This window comes from Microbacterium proteolyticum, from assembly GCF_030818075.1.
GTDB classification, from domain to species: Bacteria; Actinomycetota; Actinomycetes; order Actinomycetales; family Microbacteriaceae; genus Microbacterium; species Microbacterium proteolyticum_A.
This window is the reverse complement of the sequence record NZ_JAUSZZ010000001.1, coordinates 3,543,628-3,561,687: the sequence shown is the minus strand read 5'-3', so window position 1 is coordinate 3,561,687 and position 18,060 is coordinate 3,543,628. Positions and strand designations below refer to the sequence as shown.

The following is an 18,060-nucleotide window of genomic DNA, read 5'->3' as shown; positions in this document are numbered from 1 at the left end:
TCTCGTCGTGCTGTCCAGCCTCGCAAAGCACGGGCCGGACCGGAAGACGCCAGGGGCCGGGCTGACGCACCGGCCCCTGGCGTGCCAGGGGATTACTTCGCCGCGTGCTGCGAGCGGACCATCTCCACGACCTCGTCGTACTTCGGCGAGTTCATGAAGTTGTCCACGGACACGTGGACGGAGCCGGGCGACTGCGCCTTGGCGCGGTCGGTGAGCTGGTTCTGCGTGATGACCAGGTCGGCCGAGCCATCGAGGTTGGCGATGGCCTGGTTGGTGACCGTCACCCCGTCGATACCGGCCTTCTTGATCTTGTTCCGCAGGACGCTCGCGCCCATCGCCGAAGAGCCCATGCCGGCGTCGCAGGCGAACACGATGGTGTTCAGCTGCTTTGTGGCGACCCCGCCCTCGAGGCCGCCCAGGGCGCCCTCGACGTCGCGGTCGGCCGACTCGGTCGTGCCGGAGCCGGTGGTGCCGGCCGCGCGGGTGCGGAGCGCGCCGAGCGCCGACGACTCCTTGCCCTTGTTCGCCGCGGTCTGGTCGATGGCCGCGGCGAAGCTGTCGCCCTCGGCCTCGGCGTCGCGCTTGCGCGAGGCGCGGAGGATGATGCCGGCGATGAGGAAGGTCACCACGGCCGCGACGATCACCGAGAGGTAGACCACCAGCACGTTGGCGACACCGCCGCCGGCCGCCGCAGCCGTGACCGCGATGATGCTGCCGGGGGCCGCCGGGAAGACCAGGCCACCGCCGAAGATCATGTTGGTCGCGACGCCGGAGGCGCCACCCGCGATGAGCGCGAGGATCGTCGCGGGCTTGGCGAGCGCGTAGGGGAAGTAGATCTCGTGGATGCCACCGAGGAACTGGATGACGATGGCGCCGGGCGCCGAGGCCTTCGCCGCGCCGACACCGAAGAAGGTGAAGGCGAGGAGGAGCCCCAGGCCGGGGCCGGGGTTGGCCTCGATGAGGAACAGGATCGACTTGCCCGTGTCGGCGGCCTGCTCGATGCCGAGCGGGGTGAACACGCCGTGGTTGATGGCGTTGTTGAGGAACAGCACCTTGGCGGGCTCGACGATGATCGACAGCACCGGCAGCAGGTTGAACTGCACGAGGAACGCCACGATGCTGCCGAGCACCGCGCTGATGCCGAGGAAGACTGGGCCGAAGGCGAAGAAGCCGACGATCGCGAGGATCATGCCCAGGATGCCGGCGGAGAAGTTGTTCACGAGCATCTCGAAGCCGGGGCGGATCTTGCCGTCCCACAGCTTGTCCATCTGCTTGGTGATCCACGCCGCGAGCGGGCCCATGATCATCGCGCCGAGGAACATGGGGATGTTCGTGCCGACGATGACGCCCATGACGGCGATGGTCGCCACGACGCCACCGCGGGCGCCGTACACGATGCGTCCACCAGTGTTGGCGATGAGCAGCGGCAGCAGATAGGTGATCATGACGCTGACCAGGCCGACGTAGCCCTGGTAGGTTCCGCCGTCCGCGTTCGCGGTCAGCGCGGTCGCAGCTCCCGGCCATCCGATGGCGGCGGCGTCACCGCCGCCACCGATGATCTCGGCGACCGGTGCCCAGTGCCAGCCGAAGGGGCTGTCGGCGCCGAAGAATCCGGCGGGGATGAAGAGCATGGTGATGAAGCCCCAGGCGATGAATGCCGCGATGTTCGGCATGATCATGCCCGAGAGGAACGTGCCGAACCGCTGTACGGCGATCCGCGCTCCTCCCGGCTTCTTCGTGGGTGACGTCGTCGTCATTGCTGTGTCTCCTTGTATGGTGCGCGGCCGGGGTCGCGCTTTTGGGGGGAGCGGCGTACGCCGCGGGTGGGTGCGGGGCGGCCGGAGCCGCCCCGCGCGGTTCACGACGCGGCCGTGAGGGCCTCGCGTGCGGTGGCCGAAGCGGCCTGGGCCGCCTCCCGTGCGGATGCCGCGTCGTCGGCGCCGAGCGCGGCTTCGGCGATGCGCAGGGCGTCGTCGAGGGTGTGGGCGAGGAGGGTGGCGCGCACGTCGGCGAGGGCCGTGGGGGCCATCGACAGCGTGGTGGCGCCGAGCCCGACCAGTACGACGGCGAGCAGCGGGTCGGCCGCCGCCTCGCCGCAGATGCCGACGGGCTTGCCGTGCGTGCGTCCGGCGGCTCCGACCTCGCGGATGAGGCGGAGGACGGCCGGATGCCACGGGTCCTGGAACGAGGCGACCGAACCGAGCAGGCGGTCGGCGGCGAGCGTGTACTGCGTCAGGTCGTTCGTGCCGATCGAGGCGAAGTCCGCGATCTGCAGGATGCGGTCGGCCAGCAGCGCCGAGGAGGGCACCTCCACCATCACGCCGGTCGTCTTCAGGCCGTAGTCCTTCGCCAGCTCGGTGAAGTACCGGGTCTCCTCGACCGTCGACACCATGGGCGCCATGACCCACAGGTCGGCGGGGCCGGCCTCGGTCTTGCGGGTGGCAGCATCCGCCTCGGCCAGCGCGGTCAGCTGCTCGCGCAGGATGTCCTCGCTGGCGCGCAGGGCACGGAGGCCGCGGAGACCCAGCGCCGGGTTCTCCTCGTGCGCGTCGTTGAGGAACGGCAGCGGCTTGTCGGCTCCGGCGTCGAGCATGCGCACCACGACCTTCTTGCCGGGGAACGCGCTCAGCAGCTCCGTGTAGGCGGTGCGCTGCTCCTCGACCGTGGGGGCGGAGCTGGAGCTGAGGAAGAGGAACTCGGTGCGGAACAGACCCACACCCTCGGCGCCGAGCTCGACGGCCTCCGACGCCCCGCCCGGCTTCCCGAGGTTGGCCAGCAGCGGCACCTTCGTGCCGTCGGCGAGGGCACCGTCGGTGATGGGGGCGGATGCCGCGGCGGCGCGGGCGTCGGCGCGGTTCTGCGCACGGGCCAGGTCGTCGTCGCTGGGGTCGACCGTGACGACGCCCGCGGCGGCATCCACGATCACCGTCTGGCCGTCGACGAGACCCTTGGCGTCGGCGGCGCCGACCACGGCGACGATCGACTTCTCGCGGGCGAGGATCGCGGTGTGCGAGGTGGGCCCCCCCTCGGTGGTGACCAGGGCGAGCACCTTGTCGAGGTCGAGCAGGGCGGTGTCGGCGGGCGCGAGGTCCTTCGCGACGAGCACGAACGGGTGACCAGGGTCGGGGACGCCGGGTGCGGCCACGCCGCGCAGACGCGCGATGACCCGCTGGGCGACGTCGTCGAGGTCGGCGGCGCGCTCACCGAGGTAGCCGCCGAGGGCGACGAGTTGCTCGCGGAACGAGGCGAAGGCGTCGTGCACGGCGAACTCGCCGGTCTTCCCGGCCGCGAGGCGACTGTCGACCTCGGCCTCGAGCGTCGGGTCCTCGGCGATCATCGCCTGCGCCTCGAGCACGTCGCGGGCCGCGCCGCCGGCCTGCGCACCGCGGGCCTCGAGTTCACGGGCGACGGCGCCGATGGCCTCGCGCACGCGTGCCGTCTCGTCCTCGATCGACAGCTCGCTCTTGGCATCCTTCGGGGCGGGCAGGGGCTCGGCCATGCGCGCGATGGGTCCCTGGGCGACGCCCAGTCCGATTCCAACTCCACGGAGTTCCGTCATGGTGCTGTTCTTTCTCTGCAGGGCCTGATCGGCCGGCGTTGTCACGCGGCGTCTCTACTCGGCGTCGTGGTCGGTCGTCAGCAGTTCGCTGAGGCGGTCGATGGTGGCTTCGGCGTTGTCGCCGTCGGCGGTGAGGGTGACGTAGTCGCCGTACTCGAGGCCCAGCGCGATGATGCCCAGGATGCTCGCCGCGTTCACGGGGCCGCCGGCGTCCTTGGCGACGGTCACGGGGATGCCGGACTCCTTCGCGGCCTGGGCGAAGAGCTTCGCGGGGCGCGCGTGCAAGCCGTGCGACGATCCGATGCGGACGGTGCGGGTGAGGTGCGGCATGGGGTCCTTTCCGTCGGTGTCAGATCGTGTCGGCGGGCTGGCGGACGCGCATCGCGTCTTCGACCAGGGCGAGGGTACGGACGCCGCTGAGGTCGGCGAAGATGTCGTCGGGCAGCAGCACAACGGTGACGCCGCGCGTGGTGGCATCCCGGCGGATCCGTTCGACGTCGTCGGCCAGGTGCGGCCCGACGAGCACGACGTCGACGGCGTCGAGGTCGATCGGCAGGGAGCGTGCGGTTCCGGCCGAGGCGGAGTAGTCCAGGCCGCGCTCGTGCGCAGCACGACGGACGCGTTGCGCGACGAACGTGCTCGACGCACCCGCTCCACACACCACGAGGATCCTCATCGACCGGCCTTTCTCCTTCTCGATTGTGCGCAGCGTTCTCCCAGCCGACAACCAGGTTGATTTCCCACCCCCCGGAATGTTCGTCCGCCCCACGCGTCGCTCGCCCGCGCAGAGTCGCGGCATCGCTCCTCCCGGCGCGCCGTCGGCGACGCGGCGAGACCTTCGTCTCCGTCCTGCGGCGAAGGTGCGGCCACGCGCAGGTGCATACCGTCGATGTATGGCCGATTCCGAGAACGCCCCCGCCTCCGGGAGCGTGTGGTCCTTCGTCGCCGCGGTCTTCGTGTGCACGTCGCCGATGGTGATGTTCCCTGACATGCCCGGATGGGCCCGGGCAGGCACGCTCGTCGTGGGCATCGCCCTGATCGGCGCCGGATTCGCGCAGCTGCGCCGTGAGAAGTCCGACCCGGACCGAGGCGGAGGGGCAGCGCCGCCGGCATGAGGGTCCTGCGGGGTCGACGCGCCGACATGGTGTCTCGCGGTCGGCGCGGCGCGGGCGCCCGCGATCGGTCGAGGCGGCGCCGCGTCAGCTACGACCGGTGCGGGCGCGCGACGTCGCGGTCGGCGATCAGGTGCTCGCGCCGCAGCCAGTCGCGCACGCCGTCGAGGGCGAGGTAGTCCTGCGGGTCGCGGCGCAGGACGGCATCGTGTTCGCCGTATGCCGCGAAGACGTCGAGCTTGCGCGCCACTGCTGCGGGCGCGAGATTGACCGGTTGCGCGCTCACCGGGTATCCGATGGCGTAGCGCACGATCGCGCTGTCGACGAGCCCGGCATCGACCGCCGCCGCGACGACTCGGCCGCCGACGCCGTGGTCCGGGTGGTCGCCGTCGCTGCCCGGGGCGAAGTCGGGAAGTGTGGCGAGCACCTCCGTCGCCGCCGATTCCGCGATGAACGCCGCGACGGCGTCGATCAGCTGTCGGGCGGTGATCTCCTGACCCGTGTCCAGCGTCTTCATCGAGGGGATCTGCGCGTCGAGGAGTTTGGGCATCGTGGCGTACCCGGTGGCGAACCATCCTCTGCCGGTCAGTCCGCCGTCGGGGAGGCGCAGGAAAGCCAGAGAGATCCGGGGATCGTCGTCCGGCGAGGTCGTCGTGACGGCGACGCCGTTCGAGAGCACCGTCTCCCGATCCGACCAGGGCGATGACGAGCCGCGCATGACGTCGTAGGCGGCGCGGATGCCGTTCTCGCGGCCCTCCACATACGGCGACAGGCCGGTGCCGGCATCCGAGGCAGTCAAGAACAGGTTCCGCACGCGGGAGCCCTGCCGGATCGCGTGGTCGATGGTGGGAGTGGCGAACAGCAGGTCGTCGTCGTAATGCGCCCAGATCCCCGCGATCGTCGGCTTCGTCGCGGTCACCGGCGCGTGAAGAAGTCGTACCGGTGGGCGTACGGGGTGGCGCTCACGAGGTGGTCGGCCCGTGCCGCGGGCAAGATCGCGCGGTCGAAGCGAGGGGCGGCGAGCGCGTCGAGGTCGGGGATGCGCCGACCGGCCATGTCGTTCCAGCCCACCACGAGCCAGCCGCCCGGTCGCAGCACCTCGGCGCAGGCGTCGAGACCGCGCCCGACCTCGTCGGCCGTGTCCAAGCCCCACCCGAACACGCCGTTGCACACGACCAGATCGAAGGTGTCCGCCGGGTACACCGTGGGCAGCTCGGTCATCGAAAGGGTGTGGTGATGCGGGCCCGCGATCCGGCGCATGGCGGGATCGACGTCGATGGTGTGGTACTCGATCCCCTCGTACAGACGCGGATACGTCCGCGTGTACCAGGCAACGCCCACGTCGAGCATCCGCCGGATGTCGTCTTGACGGAGGAACTCGGGCGCGATGACGTCCTCGAGCAGGACGCGGTCGGGCGTGTCGAGGCGCCAGCGGCCGTTCTTCAGACGCAGCCGGCTGCGAAGGCGCAGGCTACGGGGGACGAGTCGTCTCCAGGTGGGGGACATTCGCTCTCCAACGTCGGCGCGCTCGGGGATGGACGTCTGCCCATGATGACTCATCACCCGCACGAAAAACGACATATCCGTACGAGTTGTCACCGAAACGATGGGGAAAAGAGGCAGCGGACGCCGTGCCCACGGTCGCGCGGCATCCGTCCGCCGGGGCGGCCGCGGACCGCAGCCCGTCCGCGCCCGGGCGCGGCGGCCCCGCTTCGCGCCGGGGGAGCCCACGCGTGGTTGGATTGAGGCAGGACGCTGCCCACCGGGGCGGTGCGGAGGACGGATCGTGACGACGAAGACTCGCCAAGACCGCCTCCTGGCTCTGCTTCTGCGCGATGGGGAATGGTCGACGGCGGCGTCGCTCGCCGACGCGCTGGGGGTCACCCCACGCAGCATCCGCTCCTACGTCACCGCCGTCAACGCGCGTGTGACCGGCGGCGTCGCGATCGAATCGGGCCCGCTGGGGTATCGCGCGGGTACCAACGCGGCGGCGGCGCTGCGGACGACGACCGCATCGGATGCCGGAACCCCGCGCGACCGCCTCCACACCCTGGTGCGCCGGCTGCTCGATGCGCCCGACGGCATCGACGTCTTCGAGACCGCGGACTCCCTGCACGTCAGTCCCGCCACCGTCGAGGCCGACCTGTCGCGCGTGCGCGGCCTGCTCGGCGGCACCGAGCTGACGCTGGAGCGTTCGGCATCCACCGCCCGTTTGCGAGGGACGGAGGTCGCGCAGCGGCGACTGCTGTCGAAGCTCGCGCACGATGAGATGGATGCCGGCCTGTTCGACCTCGACGCGCTGCGACGCACGCTGGGGGAGCGTTCCGTCGGTGCCCGGGCCTTCGGACCGTTCAAGGCGGAGCTGGTCGCCGAGCTCGGAGCGCTCGGCTACTACGTCAACGAGATCGGCATCGGCGACGTGGTCATGCACATCGCCATCGCCGCGGATCGCACGACGCGCGACCGGGCCCTCGGCTCGCCCGGGGGCGACTCCTCCGACGCGGCGGCAGCCGTGGTGACGCTTCTGGACCGCCTCACGCTTAAGCACATCGGCGTCCCGCTGGGCTCGGGCGACCTGCACCACCTCGCGACGCTCGTGCTCACCCGGATCGTGGCCCCCGACTCTCCGGGCGACGGCGACGTGCGTGCCCGCCTCGATCCGGCCGTCGAGGCCGCGGTGCGCGTGGTGGTCGAGAACGCGGCATCCGAGTTCCTCGTCGACATCGCCCACGACGACTTCGTCCTGCGCCTGGCGCTGCACGTGCAGAATCTGCTGGCGCGATCACGGGAACAGGCGTGGTCGCGCAATCCGCTGACGCGGTCGTTGAAGTCGACGTACCCGATGATCTTCGAGGTCGCGGTGTACATCGCCAAGGGGCTGCAGGACGGCCTCGGCATCCCGATCCTCGACGACGAGATCGCCTACATCGCCATGCACGTCGGCGGCCGCCTCGAACGCAGCCGTCGTGCCGACCAGCTGCTGACCGCGACCATCGTCTGTCCCGGGTACTACGAGATGCAGGAGCTGCTGCGCTCGAGCGTCGACCGCTCGCTCGGGCAGGCGATCGAGGTGGTGGGCGTCGAGACGCGCATCGATCCGGCATGGGATGCCATCGACAGCGACCTGGTGCTCACCACGATCGACCCGCCGCGTCCCGGCGACCGGTTCGTTCGCATCCAGCCGTTCCTGACCGACGCCGACGTGGAGCGCGTTCAGGCCGCGGCCGGGCGCATCCGCCGCGGGCGGCGTCTCGCGCGCCTGCGGGCCGAGCTCGAGCGGTACTTCGCGCCGGAGGCGTTCGTCCGGGGCCTGGATGCCACTGCGGGCGAGGCCGGCGTCATCCGGCGCCTGGGCGGGCTGCTGGTGGAGCAGAACGTGATCGACGACGACTACGTCACCCGCGCCGTCGAGCGCGAGGCCATCTCGTCGACGGCGTTCACCGACGCCCTCGCCGTGCCGCACGCGATGGGTATGACCGCGACCCAGACCCGCATCGCCATCGGCATCGCCGACCCCTCCATCACGTGGGGTGAGGGGCGCGTGCAGGTGGTGGCGCTCGTGGCGTTCAGCGAGACCGACCGCGAGGCGTTCCAGACGGTGTTCGAGCAGTTCGTCGAGGTCTTCAGCGAGCGCGACAGCGTGCAGCGCATCGTGCGTCGCGCGACGTCGTTCCCCGCGTTCCTCGACGAGCTGGTCGCCGTCATCGACGGCTGACGCCGGGTCGTTCCTCGCCCGTAGGTGGCCCCGGGGCCACTTCTGTCGCCCCGGGGCCACGGGCGCTGCGGTCGGCTGGTGGTGCGCGGCGCGGGTCGATGGCCGCAAGCGCCGGCGTGGCCCCGGGGCCATTTCTGTCGCCCCGGGGCCATGTGGTGGCTGCGGTGAGCGGGCGGTTGTGGTGGGGGTTGGCGGTGGTCGGGGCCCGGTGTGGCCCCGGGGTCATTTCTGTCGCCCCGGGGCCATGGGGGCGCTGCGGTCGGCTGGTGGTGCGCGGCGCGGGTCGGTGGCCGCAAGCGCCGGCGTGGCCCCGGGGCCACTTCTGTCGCCCCGGGGCCATGTGGTGGCTGCGGTGAGCGGGCGGTTGTGGTGGGGGTTGGCGGTGGTCGGGGCCCGGTGTGGCCCCGGGGTCATTTCTGTCGCCCCGGGGCCACCTCGCTGCGGGGTGCGTCGCCGGCATCGAGGCGCTCGGCTCATCGGGGCCTGACGCCGAATGCTGCGAGGCGGCGTCCGAGCGAGGCGGCGTCTGTGATGTCACCCCAGCCCCACCGGACGAGAGCCCGCTTGGTCACGCCGCGAATCCAATCTTCGCGGCGCTTTTCGCGCTCGACGACCTCGGATGTGCTTCGTCCCCCGGTCATGGTCTGGTCGCGATACTTCGACGTGCCGTCGAACTCGCCCCAGGCATCGGCGTCGTCGAGGCCGAAGTCGACCCAGTACGTGCAGCCCCTCGGTCCCGCGACGGGGACCTGGAGGGACGGCGGCGCGAACCCGAGTTCGCGGAGGCGGATCCGGCTGATGCTCTCCCCGGGCAGCTGGGCGCGCCCGTTTGCGAACGTGAGGACCCATCGAGCTTTCGCGCGCCCCACGCTCGTGGGGCTTATATGCGCCAGCGCCATGTCGGTGAAGCCGTCAGCCGCGTCATCGTCGTAGGTCTCCGGCGCGCGGAAGGCGACCTTGCGGAGCGCCGCGTCTGCGGCGGACACGGCGCGCTCTCGGGAATCGGTCCGCGCGAGGTCCGCGACGGTGCGACTGAGCGACGTGCAACGCAACCCGCCGATCTCGGTGAGGTCGTCTTCGTCGAGCTGACCTCGATGCCGCACGACCTCGTACCCGGAGCCGGGGCGATCCGCCGTGGAGATGACATGCGTCTTCTCGTCGTCGGCCAGGAGGGGGAGGCCGTGCAGAGCCGCGGCTGTCCTGGTGGCGAAGATGGGGGGAATCGAGGCGATGGCAGCGTACGCCCGGGCCCCGGAGGACCGCCCGGTCCTCGACGGTGAGGTCGGCGAGCTCCGTTGTCCGAGCAAAGATTCCCCGTCTCAGAAGCGTGAGTTGCCCGGCATCCACGGCTCTTCGGATGCGCCGCGAGTCGTATCCGAGGATGGCGAGGTCGCGGCGCTGGCGGAGAGGAATGACGAATCCGTTGGTCACGAGGCCGAGTCTGGTCTCGACCGGCGCGCATTCAGGGCTCGAAGACCCCCGGTGTGGACAGGCACCCAGATTCGCCAGATGTGAAGAAGCGCTCGGCCGGCAGCTTCGTCATCGTGAATCGCGCGGGTGGCCCCGTGGTCATTTCTGACGCCCCGGGGCCACGGGGGCGCTGCGGTCGGCTGGTGGTGCGCGGCGCGGGTCGGTGGCCGCAAGCGCCGGCGTGGCCCCGGGGCCATTTCTGTCGCCCCGGGGCCACGGGGGCGCTGCGGTCGGCTGGTGGTGCGCGGCGCGGGTCGGTGGCCGCAAGCGCCGGCGTGGCCCCGGGGCCATTTCTGTCGCCCCGGGGCCACCTCGGAGCAGGGGACCCGACTCCCCCTCAGCGCCCCGACGCCAGCCGATCGTGCGCCCCGGGGCCACCTCGGAGCAGGGGACCTGACTCCCCCTCAGCGCACCGACGCCAGCAGATCGTGCGCCCCGGGGCCACCTCGGAGCAGGGGACCTGACTCCCCCTCAGCGCACCGACGCCAGCAGCTCGTGCGCCCCGGCCCGCAGCGCCGACAGCCGCCGCGCGGCCTTCTTCGCCGACGACCCGCGCACGTCGAGGTACAGCTTCAGCTTCGGCTCGGTGCCGCTCGGGCGCACGATCACCCGCGAGCCGTCGTCGAGCCAGATGCGCAGCACGTCGCCCGGCGGCAGACCGTCGACGCCGTGGAGCAGATCGTCGATGCGCGACACGGCGACCTCGCCCACCGCGGACGGCGGCTGGGCGCGGAGGGATGCCATGATCCCGGCGATCTCGCCCACGTCGCTGACGCGCACGGAGATCTGGTCGCTGGCGAACGCGCCGAAGGTGTCGCGAAACTCCTTCAGCAGGTCGGCGATCGTGCGGCCCTCGCCCCGTGCCTCGGCCGCCATGCCGAGAAGCGCGACGGCGGCCGAGATGCCGTCCTTGTCGCGTACCGTCTCCGGGTTCACGAGGTAGCCCAGGGCTTCCTCGAAGCCGAACACGATGCCCGGCGCCCGCGAGATCCACTTGAACCCGGTGAGCGTGGCGTGGAAGTCGAGCCCGTAGTGCTCAGCGACCGCCTGCAGGCCCGGCGACGACACGAGCGAGCAGGCGAGGGATGCCGGGGCGCTGCCGCCGCGCTCGACCGAGGCGTCCGCTGCGCCGGCGGCTGCCGCAAGTCCCGCGTCCGCTGCGTCGGCCTCGGCCGGGAGCACGGCATCCGCCCCGCCCGTGTGGGCGGGGACGACCGCGTCTGCGCCGGCCGGCAGTCCCGCACCCGCACCGGCGACACCGGCCGGCGTCGTGCGGTCCGCTGCGCCGGCGTCGCGCGCCGCCGCCACCGCCCGCGCCGCCCGCCAACCGAGCAGCAGCCCGATCTCGTTGCCGGTGAGCCGCCGCCAGCCGCCCTCGGCGTCGGCGTCGGGGATGGCGACGGCGAGGCGGTCGGCATCCGGGTCGTTCGCGATGACGAGTTCGGCGTCCGACGCCCGCGCGGTCTCGAAGGCGAGGTCCATCGCGCCCGGTTCTTCCGGGTTGGGGAAGGCGACGGTGGGGAAACGTCCGTCCGGCTCGATCTGCGCCTCGACGAGGGTGGGGGCCGGGTATCCGGCCTCGGCCAGCACGCGCGAGACGGTCTCCCATCCCACCCCGTGCATCGCGGTGTAGACCCAGCGCAGGCCGTCCGCCCCGGTGGGTGCTGGGGCCACGGCCGCGCTGGCGGCGACGTACGCGTCGACCAGCGATTCGGGCGCGTTGGCGTACCCGACGGAGCGGGGCAGCACGGTGATGTTCCCCGCGTCGGCGATGCGCTGGATGTGCGCGGCGATCTCGCCGTCGGCGGGCGAGACGATCTGCGCTCCCGCGTCGGCGCCGCCGAGATAGACCTTGTAGCCGTTGTCGTCCGGCGGGTTGTGGCTGGCCGTCACCATCACCCCCGCGTCGGCGCCGAGGTGGCGGACGGCGAAGGCGAGCACGGGCGTCGGGAGCGTCCGGGGCAGCAGCACGGCGTTCAGCCCGGCTCCGGCGAAGATCTCGACCGAGTCGCGGGCGAACACGTCGGAGTTGCGTCGACCGTCGAAGCCGACCACGACGGTCGGCGTGTCGCCGGCGGACCGCTCGCGCAGGTAGGCGGCGAAACCCGCCGCCGCCTGCGCCACCAGCACGCGGTTCATGCGGTTGGGGCCGGCGCCCAGCGCACCGCGCAGCCCCGCGGTGCCGAACGCCAGACGCGTGGAGAAGCGATCCGCGAGGTCGTCCGCGGCTGCGGCATCCCCGTCCTCCACCCGCGCCAGCAGCGCGGTCAGCTCGTCGCGGGTCACGGCATCCGGATCCTGCGCGAGCCAGGCGCGAGCGGCCTCGAGGTGCGTGTCGACGGAGCCGCCGCCCTCTCCTCGGGATGCCGCGTCGTCGGCGCCCGGGAGGCCGAGACCGGCGACGCCCGCGCTCACAGCGCCCCGATCACGCGGGCCAGCAGCGCCGAGATGACGGGCTCGGCGTCACGCCCGGCTTCGAGCACCTCCGCGTGGCTGAGCGGCGTCTGCTGGATGCCCGCGGCCAGGTTCGTGATGAGCGAGAAGCCGAGGATTTCCATGCCCGCCTGCCGCGCGGCGATCGCTTCGAGCGCCGTGGACATCCCGACGATGTGCCCGCCGATGGTCTTGGCCATCTGCACCTCGGCCGGTGTCTCGTAGTGCGGGCCGCGGAACTGGCAGTACACGCCCTCGTCGAGCGACGGGTCGATCCCGCGCGCGATCTCACGCAGCCGTGACGAGTAGAGGTCGGTGAGGTCGACGAAGGTCGCGCCCTCGAGCGGCGAGTCGGCGGTGAGGTTGATGTGGTCGCTGATGAGCACGGGTTGGCCGGGCTTCCACGTTTCGCGGATGCCGCCGGCGCCGTTGGTGAGGATCATCGTGGTCGCACCCGTGGCCGCCGCCGTGCGCACGCTGTGCACGACCCGGCGCACGCCGTGGCCTTCGTAGTAGTGCGTGCGCGCGCCGATGACGAGCACGTTCTTGCCGCTCGGGGTGCGGACGCTGCGGAGCGTGCCCACGTGCCCCTCGAGGGCGGGTTTCGAGAAGCCGGTGACCTCGGTGGCGGGGAACGACGCCGTCTCCTCGCCGATGAGTTCGGCGGCGCGGCCCCAGCCGGAGCCGAGGGTCACGGCGATGTCGTGGTGCGCCACGCCCGAGAGGCGGGCGATGTCGTGCGCTGCCGCCTGGGCGACCTCGAACGGGTCGACCGCCGGGTCGTCGAGCGGGTGAGGAGTGCTGTTGGACATCCCCCCACTCTAGGAAGGGCGGCGCCCGCGGGCCAGGCGCCGGGCCCGTGGTGCGCGTGTCGCGCAACGGCGGGCGGGTCGGCCGCCCCCGTCGCGCTGACAGAATGGATGTCATGGTGCAGAGCTTCGAGCGCAAGCAGTCCGTCGCGATCGTCGGGGGCGGCCCCGGCGGCTACGAGGCCGCCCTGTCCGCGGCGCAGCTGGGCGCGGACGTCACCCTCGTGGAGCGTGCGGGTGTCGGCGGCTCCGCCGTCATCACCGACGTCGTGCCCTCGAAGACCCTGATCGCCACGGCCGATGCCGCCGTCGCGATCCGCAACGCCAGCAGCCTGGGCGTGCAGTTGTTCGCCAAAGACGACCGCGGCAAGCCGCTGACCCCCGAGGTGGCGATCAACCTCGCCGCCGTCAACCAGCGCCTGCTCTCGCTCGCGCGTCAGCAGTCCGACGACATGCGCTCGTCGCTGCTCGAGGCCGGGGTGCGCATCATCTCCGGGCACGGCCGTCTCGACGGTTCCGGCGCGGTCGTGGTGTCGACCGAGGCCGGCGGGACCGATTTCGACCGCGTCGAGGCGGAGACGCTCGTCGTCTCGGTCGGCGCCTCGCCCCGCGAACTGGCCTCGGCTAAGCCCGACGGCGAGCGCATCCTCACGTGGACGCAGCTCTACAACATGAAGTCGGTGCCCTCGCACCTCATCGTCGTCGGCTCGGGCGTCACGGGGGCGGAGTTCGCCTCCGCGTACATGAACCTCGGCGCCAAGGTCACGCTCGTCTCGAGCCGCGACCAGGTGCTTCCCGGTGAGGATCAGGATGCCGCCGCGGTGCTGGAACGCGTCTTCCAGCGCGGCGGCATGACTCTGCTGGCGAAGGCGCGCGCCGAGTCCGTCGTCAACACCGGCGACGGTGTCGTGGTCACCCTCGCCGACGGCCAGACGATCGAGGGCAGCCACTGCCTCATGGCCGTGGGGTCGATCCCCAACACCGCCGGTCTCGGCCTCGAGCAGGCGGGTGTGCAGATGACGGCATCCGGTCACATCCGTGTCAACCGCGTCGCGCGCACCTCGGTGCCCAACATCTACGCCGCCGGCGATTGCACGAACTTCTTCCCGTTGGCCTCGGTGGCATCCATGCAGGGCCGTCAGGCGATCTTCCACGCGCTCGGCGACATCGTCATCCCGCTCGAGACGCGCCGCATCACGGCCAACATCTTCACCGCGCCCGAGATCGCCACCGTCGGCTTCAGCGAGCAGGACGTGACCGAGGGCCGCATCGCCGGCGTCGTGCGCAAGCTGCCGCTGTCGGCCAATCCCCGCGCCAAGATGCAGGGCATCACCGACGGTTTCGTCAAGCTCATCGCCCGCAAGGGGAGCGGCACCGTGATGGGCGGCGTGATCGTCGGCCCGAAGGCGTCGGAGCTCATCTACCCGATCGCGATCGCCGTGGAGCGTCGTCTCACGGTCGACCAGGTCGCGCGGGTGTTCGCGGTGTACCCGTCGCTCACGTCGAGCATCACCGACGCCGCCCGCGCGATGCACATCGTCGACCGCGACGACCCCGGCGAGGACTGAGCTCCCGGATGCCGCGCCCACGCGGCATCCACCCCCGCGCGGCCACCAACCCTCGCGCGTTCCGTCCGCGCCGCGTGCGCTCCCGGGCGTTCCCTCCGCGCCGCGTGCGCTCCCGCGCGTTCTGCCCGCGCCGCGTGGCCACGCATAAACACACTTCGTGCGCAGAAACATGCTCAGAGCGTGTTTCCGCGCACGAACGGTGTTTATGCGCGCGGCTCCGCCGCCCGGCGCCGCGATCCGGGGGAGGTCGCGGCGTCCGCGGGCGGCGACCCGCGCGGGCCGGCGGCGTGGGATCACGCATAAACACTTTCCGTGCGTAGAAACATGCTGAGAGCGTGTTTCCGCGCACGAACGGTGTTTATGCGTGTCACTCCGCCGCCCGCCGCCGCGATCCGGCGGGGGAGGTCGCGGCGTCCGGGGCGGCGACCCGTGCGGGCCTGTGGTGTGGGATCACGCATAAACACTTTCCGTGCGGAGAAACATGCTGAGAGCGTGTTTGTGCGCACGAACGGTGTTTATGCGTGCCACTCCGCCGCCCGGCGCCGCGATGCGGGGGAGGTCGCGGCGTCCGCGGGCGGCGACCCGCGCGGGCCTGTGGTGTGGGGTCTCGCATAAACGCATTTCGTGCGCAGAAACATGCTGAGAGCGTGTTTCTGCGCACGAACGGTGTTTATGCGTGTCACTCCGCCGCCTGCCGCCGCGATCCGGGGGAGGTCGTGGCGTCCGGGGCGGCGACCTGTGCGGGCCTGTGGTGTGGGGTCATGCATAAACGCATTTCGTGCGGAGAAACATGCTGAGAGCGTGTTTCTGCGCACGAACGGTGTTTATGCGTGCCTTTCCGCCGCCTGCCGCCGCGATCCGGGGGAGGTCGCGGCGTCCGCGGGCGGCGGCCCGTGCGGGCCTGTGGTGTGGGGTCACGCATAAACACTTTCCGTGCGGAGAAACATGCTGAGAGCGTGTTTCTGCGCACGAACGGTGTTTATGCGTGCCTTTCCGCCGCCCGCCGCCCCGATTCGGCGGGGGAGGTCGTGGCGTCCGGGGCGGCGACCTGTGCGGGCCTGCGGTGTGGGATCACGCATAAACACGATTCGTGCGGTTATACACGACGGCAGCGTGTTTGTGCGCACGAACGGTGTTTATGCGTGCCACTCCGCCGCCTGCCGCCGCGATCCGGCGGGGGAGGTCGCGGCGTCCGCGGGCGGCGACCCGCGCGGGCCTGCGGCGTGTGATCAGGCATAAACGCATTTCGTGCGGATAAACACGACGGCAGCGTGTTTCTCTGCCGGAATCGTGTTTATGCGTGTGGTCCGGCGGCCCGTGCCGCGTTCCCGGGGCCGCACCGCCGTGCCGCACCATCCGGCGCCGCGCGCTGCGCGCCGGCGGCCGCCCTCGCCCCGCCGCCCGCCCCGCCGAGCGCTGCGCCTCGGCCGCTGCGCGCCTCGGTCGCCGCACCCCGGCGCCGCACCCGCGCTGTCACGCCTGAACACCGCAGCGCCGCCGATTCAACGGGGTGCCGTGACGAACGCCCCCGCAAAACGACGGCGCCGCAACCCCTGAAGGGATGCGGCGCCGTTCTCGTGCGAGACGCGTCAGCTGATCAGCAGGAGCTGGTGACCGGCCGAGACCGTGGTGCCGGGGTTGGCGTCGATGCCGGCGACCGTCCCGTCCTTATGCGCCTGGATGGGCTGCTCCATCTTCATCGCCTCGAGCACGACGACCAGGTCGCCCTTGACGACCTGCTGACCTTCCTCGACCGCGACCTTGACGATGGTGGCCTGCATCGGCGACTTCACCGCGTCTCCCGTGGCGCCGGCCGTGGGGGAGGAGGCGTGCGCACGGCGGGTCGGGGGAGCGGCAGCGGGCCGACCGACCTGAGGCGCGGCGGCGGTGATGCGGTCGGGCAGGCTCACCTCGAGGCGCTTGCCGCCGACCTCGACGACCACGGTGTGCCGGCCGGGGGCGGCGGCGGGCGCCTCCAACTCACCGTCCCACGCGGGGATGTCGTTGACGAACTCGGTCTCGATCCACCGCGTGAAGACGCCGAAGGCGCCGTCCTCGGCGGTGAAGGCGGGCTCGCGCACGACCTTGCGGTGGAACGGCAGCACAGTGGGCATGCCGGCGACCTCGAACTCGTCGAGTGCCCGACGCGAGCGCTCGAGGGCCTCCGCGCGGTCACGGCCGGTGACGATGATCTTGGCCAGCAGCGAGTCGAACGCGCCCGAGACGCTGTCGCCCGCGGTGACGCCCGAGTCGAGGCGGATGCCGGGGCCGCCGAACGTCTTGAAGACGTGGATGGGACCGGGCTGGGGCAGGAAGCCTCGGCCCGGGTCCTCGCCGTTGATGCGGAACTCGATCGAGTGGCCCACCGGGGCGGGGTCGTCGTAGCCGAGCTCCTCGCCCTCGGCGAGGCGGAACTGCTCGCGCACGAGGTCGAGGCCGGTGATCTCTTCGGAGACGGGGTGCTCCACCTGCAGGCGCGTGTTCACCTCGAGGAACGAGATGGTGCCGTCGGCGCCGATGAGGAACTCGCACGTGCCCGCACCGACGTAGCCGACCTCCTTGAGGATGGCCTTGGATGCCGAGTACAGCACGGCATTCTGCTCGTCGCTGAGGAAGGGGGCCGGGGCCTCCTCCACGAGCTTCTGGTGACGGCGCTGCAGCGAGCAGTCGCGCGTGGAGACGACGACGACGGTGCCCGCGGCATCCGCCAGGCACTGCGTCTCGACGTGGCGCGGCTTGTCGAGGTACTTCTCGACGAAGCACTCGCCGCGGCCGAAGGCGGCGACGGCCTCGCGCGTGGCCGACTCGAACATCTCGGCGACCTCGTCGAGTTCGCGCGCGACCTTGAGGCCGCGTCCGCCGCCGCCGTACGCGGCCTTGATGGCGATAGGCAGGCCGACCTCCTCGGCGAAGGCGATGACCTCGTCGGCGCCCGCGACGGGACCCGGGGTGCCGGGAGCCAGCGGCGCGCCGACCTTCTCGGCGACGTGGCGGGCCGTGACCTTGTCGCCGAGCGCTTCGATGGCGTCGGGCGAGGGGCCGATCCAGATGAGCCCGGCACCGATGACGGCGCGGGCGAAGTCGGCGTTCTCGGCGAGGAAGCCATAGCCGGGGTGCACGGCATCGGCGCCGGAGCGCCGCGCGACGGAGAGGATCTTCTCGATGGAGAGGTAGGTCTCGGCGCTCGTCGAGCCGTCGAGCGCGTACGCCTCGTCGGCGAGGCGGGTGTGGAGGGCGTCGCGGTCCTGATCGGCGTACACGGCGACGGACGCCTTGCCCGAGTCGCGGGCGGCGCGGATGACACGGACGGCGATCTCGCCGCGGTTGGCGACAAGGACCTTGGCGATCTTCGGCATCCTCCCAGCCTAGCGAGGGGCCCTGCCCGCCTTTTGAC

General features: G+C 71.7%; 13 protein-coding genes. 3 read left to right on the top strand and 10 right to left on the bottom strand.

Going from position 1 to position 18,060, the window contains the following annotated elements; translation table 11 throughout:
* Window positions 1-92: 92 nt before the first annotated feature.
* The 4 genes from QE392_RS16540 to QE392_RS16525 all read right to left on the bottom strand — a co-directional run bounded on the left by QE392_RS16540 (window position 93) and on the right by QE392_RS16525 (window position 4,235).
* On the bottom strand, window positions 93-1,757 hold the full coding sequence (locus QE392_RS16540) for a PTS mannitol transporter subunit IICB (RefSeq protein ID WP_307453617.1): 1,665 nt from the start codon (window positions 1,755-1,757) through the stop codon (window positions 93-95).
* Between the two features lie 101 nt (window positions 1,758-1,858).
* Window positions 1,859-3,559, bottom strand: a complete 1,701-nt coding sequence (gene ptsP, locus QE392_RS16535; RefSeq protein WP_307453615.1) for a phosphoenolpyruvate--protein phosphotransferase — start codon at window positions 3,557-3,559, stop codon at window positions 1,859-1,861.
* A 54-nt stretch (window positions 3,560-3,613) separates the two neighbouring features.
* Entirely contained in the window at window positions 3,614-3,889 is a 276-nt protein-coding gene (locus QE392_RS16530; RefSeq protein ID WP_307453612.1) for an HPr family phosphocarrier protein, read from the bottom strand.
* Window positions 3,890-3,908: 19 nt separating this feature from the next.
* Entirely contained in the window at window positions 3,909-4,235 is a 327-nt protein-coding gene (locus tag QE392_RS16525; RefSeq protein WP_307453611.1) for a PTS sugar transporter subunit IIB, read from the bottom strand.
* Between the two features lie 217 nt (window positions 4,236-4,452).
* Between QE392_RS16525 and QE392_RS16520 the strand changes: the two genes are divergently transcribed.
* Window positions 4,453-4,674 carry a hypothetical protein gene (locus QE392_RS16520; RefSeq protein ID WP_307453608.1) on the top strand — a complete coding sequence of 74 codons (222 nt, stop codon included), beginning with the start codon at window positions 4,453-4,455 and terminating at the stop codon, window positions 4,672-4,674.
* 88 nt (window positions 4,675-4,762) lie between these two features.
* Here QE392_RS16520 and QE392_RS16515 read toward each other — a convergent pair whose 3' ends face one another.
* Window positions 4,763-5,590, bottom strand: coding sequence for a PIG-L family deacetylase (locus QE392_RS16515; protein ID WP_307453606.1), 828 nt, complete (start codon window positions 5,588-5,590; stop codon window positions 4,763-4,765).
* Entirely contained in the window at window positions 5,587-6,177 is a 591-nt protein-coding gene (locus QE392_RS16510; protein WP_307453604.1) for a class I SAM-dependent methyltransferase, read from the bottom strand. Before QE392_RS16510 ends, QE392_RS16515 begins: the two co-directional genes overlap by 4 nt.
* Before the next feature lie 280 nt (window positions 6,178-6,457).
* Between QE392_RS16510 and QE392_RS16505 the strand changes: the two genes are divergently transcribed.
* The gene (locus QE392_RS16505) at window positions 6,458-8,386 is read left to right on the top strand and encodes a BglG family transcription antiterminator (RefSeq protein ID WP_307453602.1); all 1,929 of its coding nucleotides are present in this window, start codon (window positions 6,458-6,460) and stop codon (window positions 8,384-8,386) included.
* A 473-nt stretch (window positions 8,387-8,859) separates the two neighbouring features.
* On the opposite strand, the gene QE392_RS16500 is transcribed toward QE392_RS16505, so the two are convergent.
* From QE392_RS16500 to QE392_RS16490, 3 genes are all read right to left on the bottom strand, one after another.
* The gene (locus QE392_RS16500; protein ID WP_307453600.1) at window positions 8,860-9,693 is read right to left on the bottom strand and encodes a hypothetical protein; all 834 of its coding nucleotides are present in this window, start codon (window positions 9,691-9,693) and stop codon (window positions 8,860-8,862) included.
* 634 nt (window positions 9,694-10,327) lie between these two features.
* Window positions 10,328-12,142: a phospho-sugar mutase gene (locus QE392_RS16495; RefSeq protein WP_307454179.1), complete on the bottom strand. Its 1,815-nt coding sequence runs from the start codon at window positions 12,140-12,142 to the stop codon at window positions 10,328-10,330.
* Window positions 12,143-12,267: 125 nt separating this feature from the next.
* Window positions 12,268-13,101 carry a purine-nucleoside phosphorylase gene (locus QE392_RS16490; protein ID WP_307453597.1) on the bottom strand — a complete coding sequence of 278 codons (834 nt, stop codon included), beginning with the start codon at window positions 13,099-13,101 and terminating at the stop codon, window positions 12,268-12,270.
* 104 nt (window positions 13,102-13,205) lie between these two features.
* On the opposite strand from QE392_RS16490, the gene QE392_RS16485 reads away from it, so the two are divergent.
* Window positions 13,206-14,666, top strand: coding sequence for an NAD(P)H-quinone dehydrogenase (locus QE392_RS16485; RefSeq protein WP_373426487.1), 1,461 nt, complete (start codon window positions 13,206-13,208; stop codon window positions 14,664-14,666).
* Between the two features lie 1,589 nt (window positions 14,667-16,255).
* Here the strand turns inward: QE392_RS16485 and QE392_RS16480 are convergent.
* Window positions 16,256-18,022, bottom strand: a complete 1,767-nt coding sequence (locus tag QE392_RS16480) for an ATP-binding protein (RefSeq protein ID WP_307453592.1) — start codon at window positions 18,020-18,022, stop codon at window positions 16,256-16,258.
* Between the last annotated feature and the right edge of the window lie 38 nt (window positions 18,023-18,060).

Coding starts and splice junctions, on each gene's coding strand:
- QE392_RS16540 (WP_307453617.1), bottom strand. CDS start 1,757: ATGACGACGACGTCACCCACGAAGAAGCCGGGAGGAGCGCGGATCGCC.
- ptsP (WP_307453615.1), bottom strand. CDS start 3,559: ATGACGGAACTCCGTGGAGTTGGAATCGGACTGGGCGTCGCCCAGGGA.
- QE392_RS16530 (WP_307453612.1), bottom strand. CDS start 3,889: ATGCCGCACCTCACCCGCACCGTCCGCATCGGATCGTCGCACGGCTTG.
- QE392_RS16525 (WP_307453611.1), bottom strand. CDS start 4,235: ATGAGGATCCTCGTGGTGTGTGGAGCGGGTGCGTCGAGCACGTTCGTC.
- QE392_RS16520 (WP_307453608.1), top strand. CDS start 4,453: ATGGCCGATTCCGAGAACGCCCCCGCCTCCGGGAGCGTGTGGTCCTTC.
- QE392_RS16510 (WP_307453604.1), bottom strand. CDS start 6,177: ATGTCCCCCACCTGGAGACGACTCGTCCCCCGTAGCCTGCGCCTTCGC.
- QE392_RS16490 (WP_307453597.1), bottom strand. CDS start 13,101: ATGTCCAACAGCACTCCTCACCCGCTCGACGACCCGGCGGTCGACCCG.
- QE392_RS16485 (WP_373426487.1), top strand. CDS start 13,206: ATGGATGTCATGGTGCAGAGCTTCGAGCGCAAGCAGTCCGTCGCGATC.
- QE392_RS16480 (WP_307453592.1), bottom strand. CDS start 18,022: ATGCCGAAGATCGCCAAGGTCCTTGTCGCCAACCGCGGCGAGATCGCC.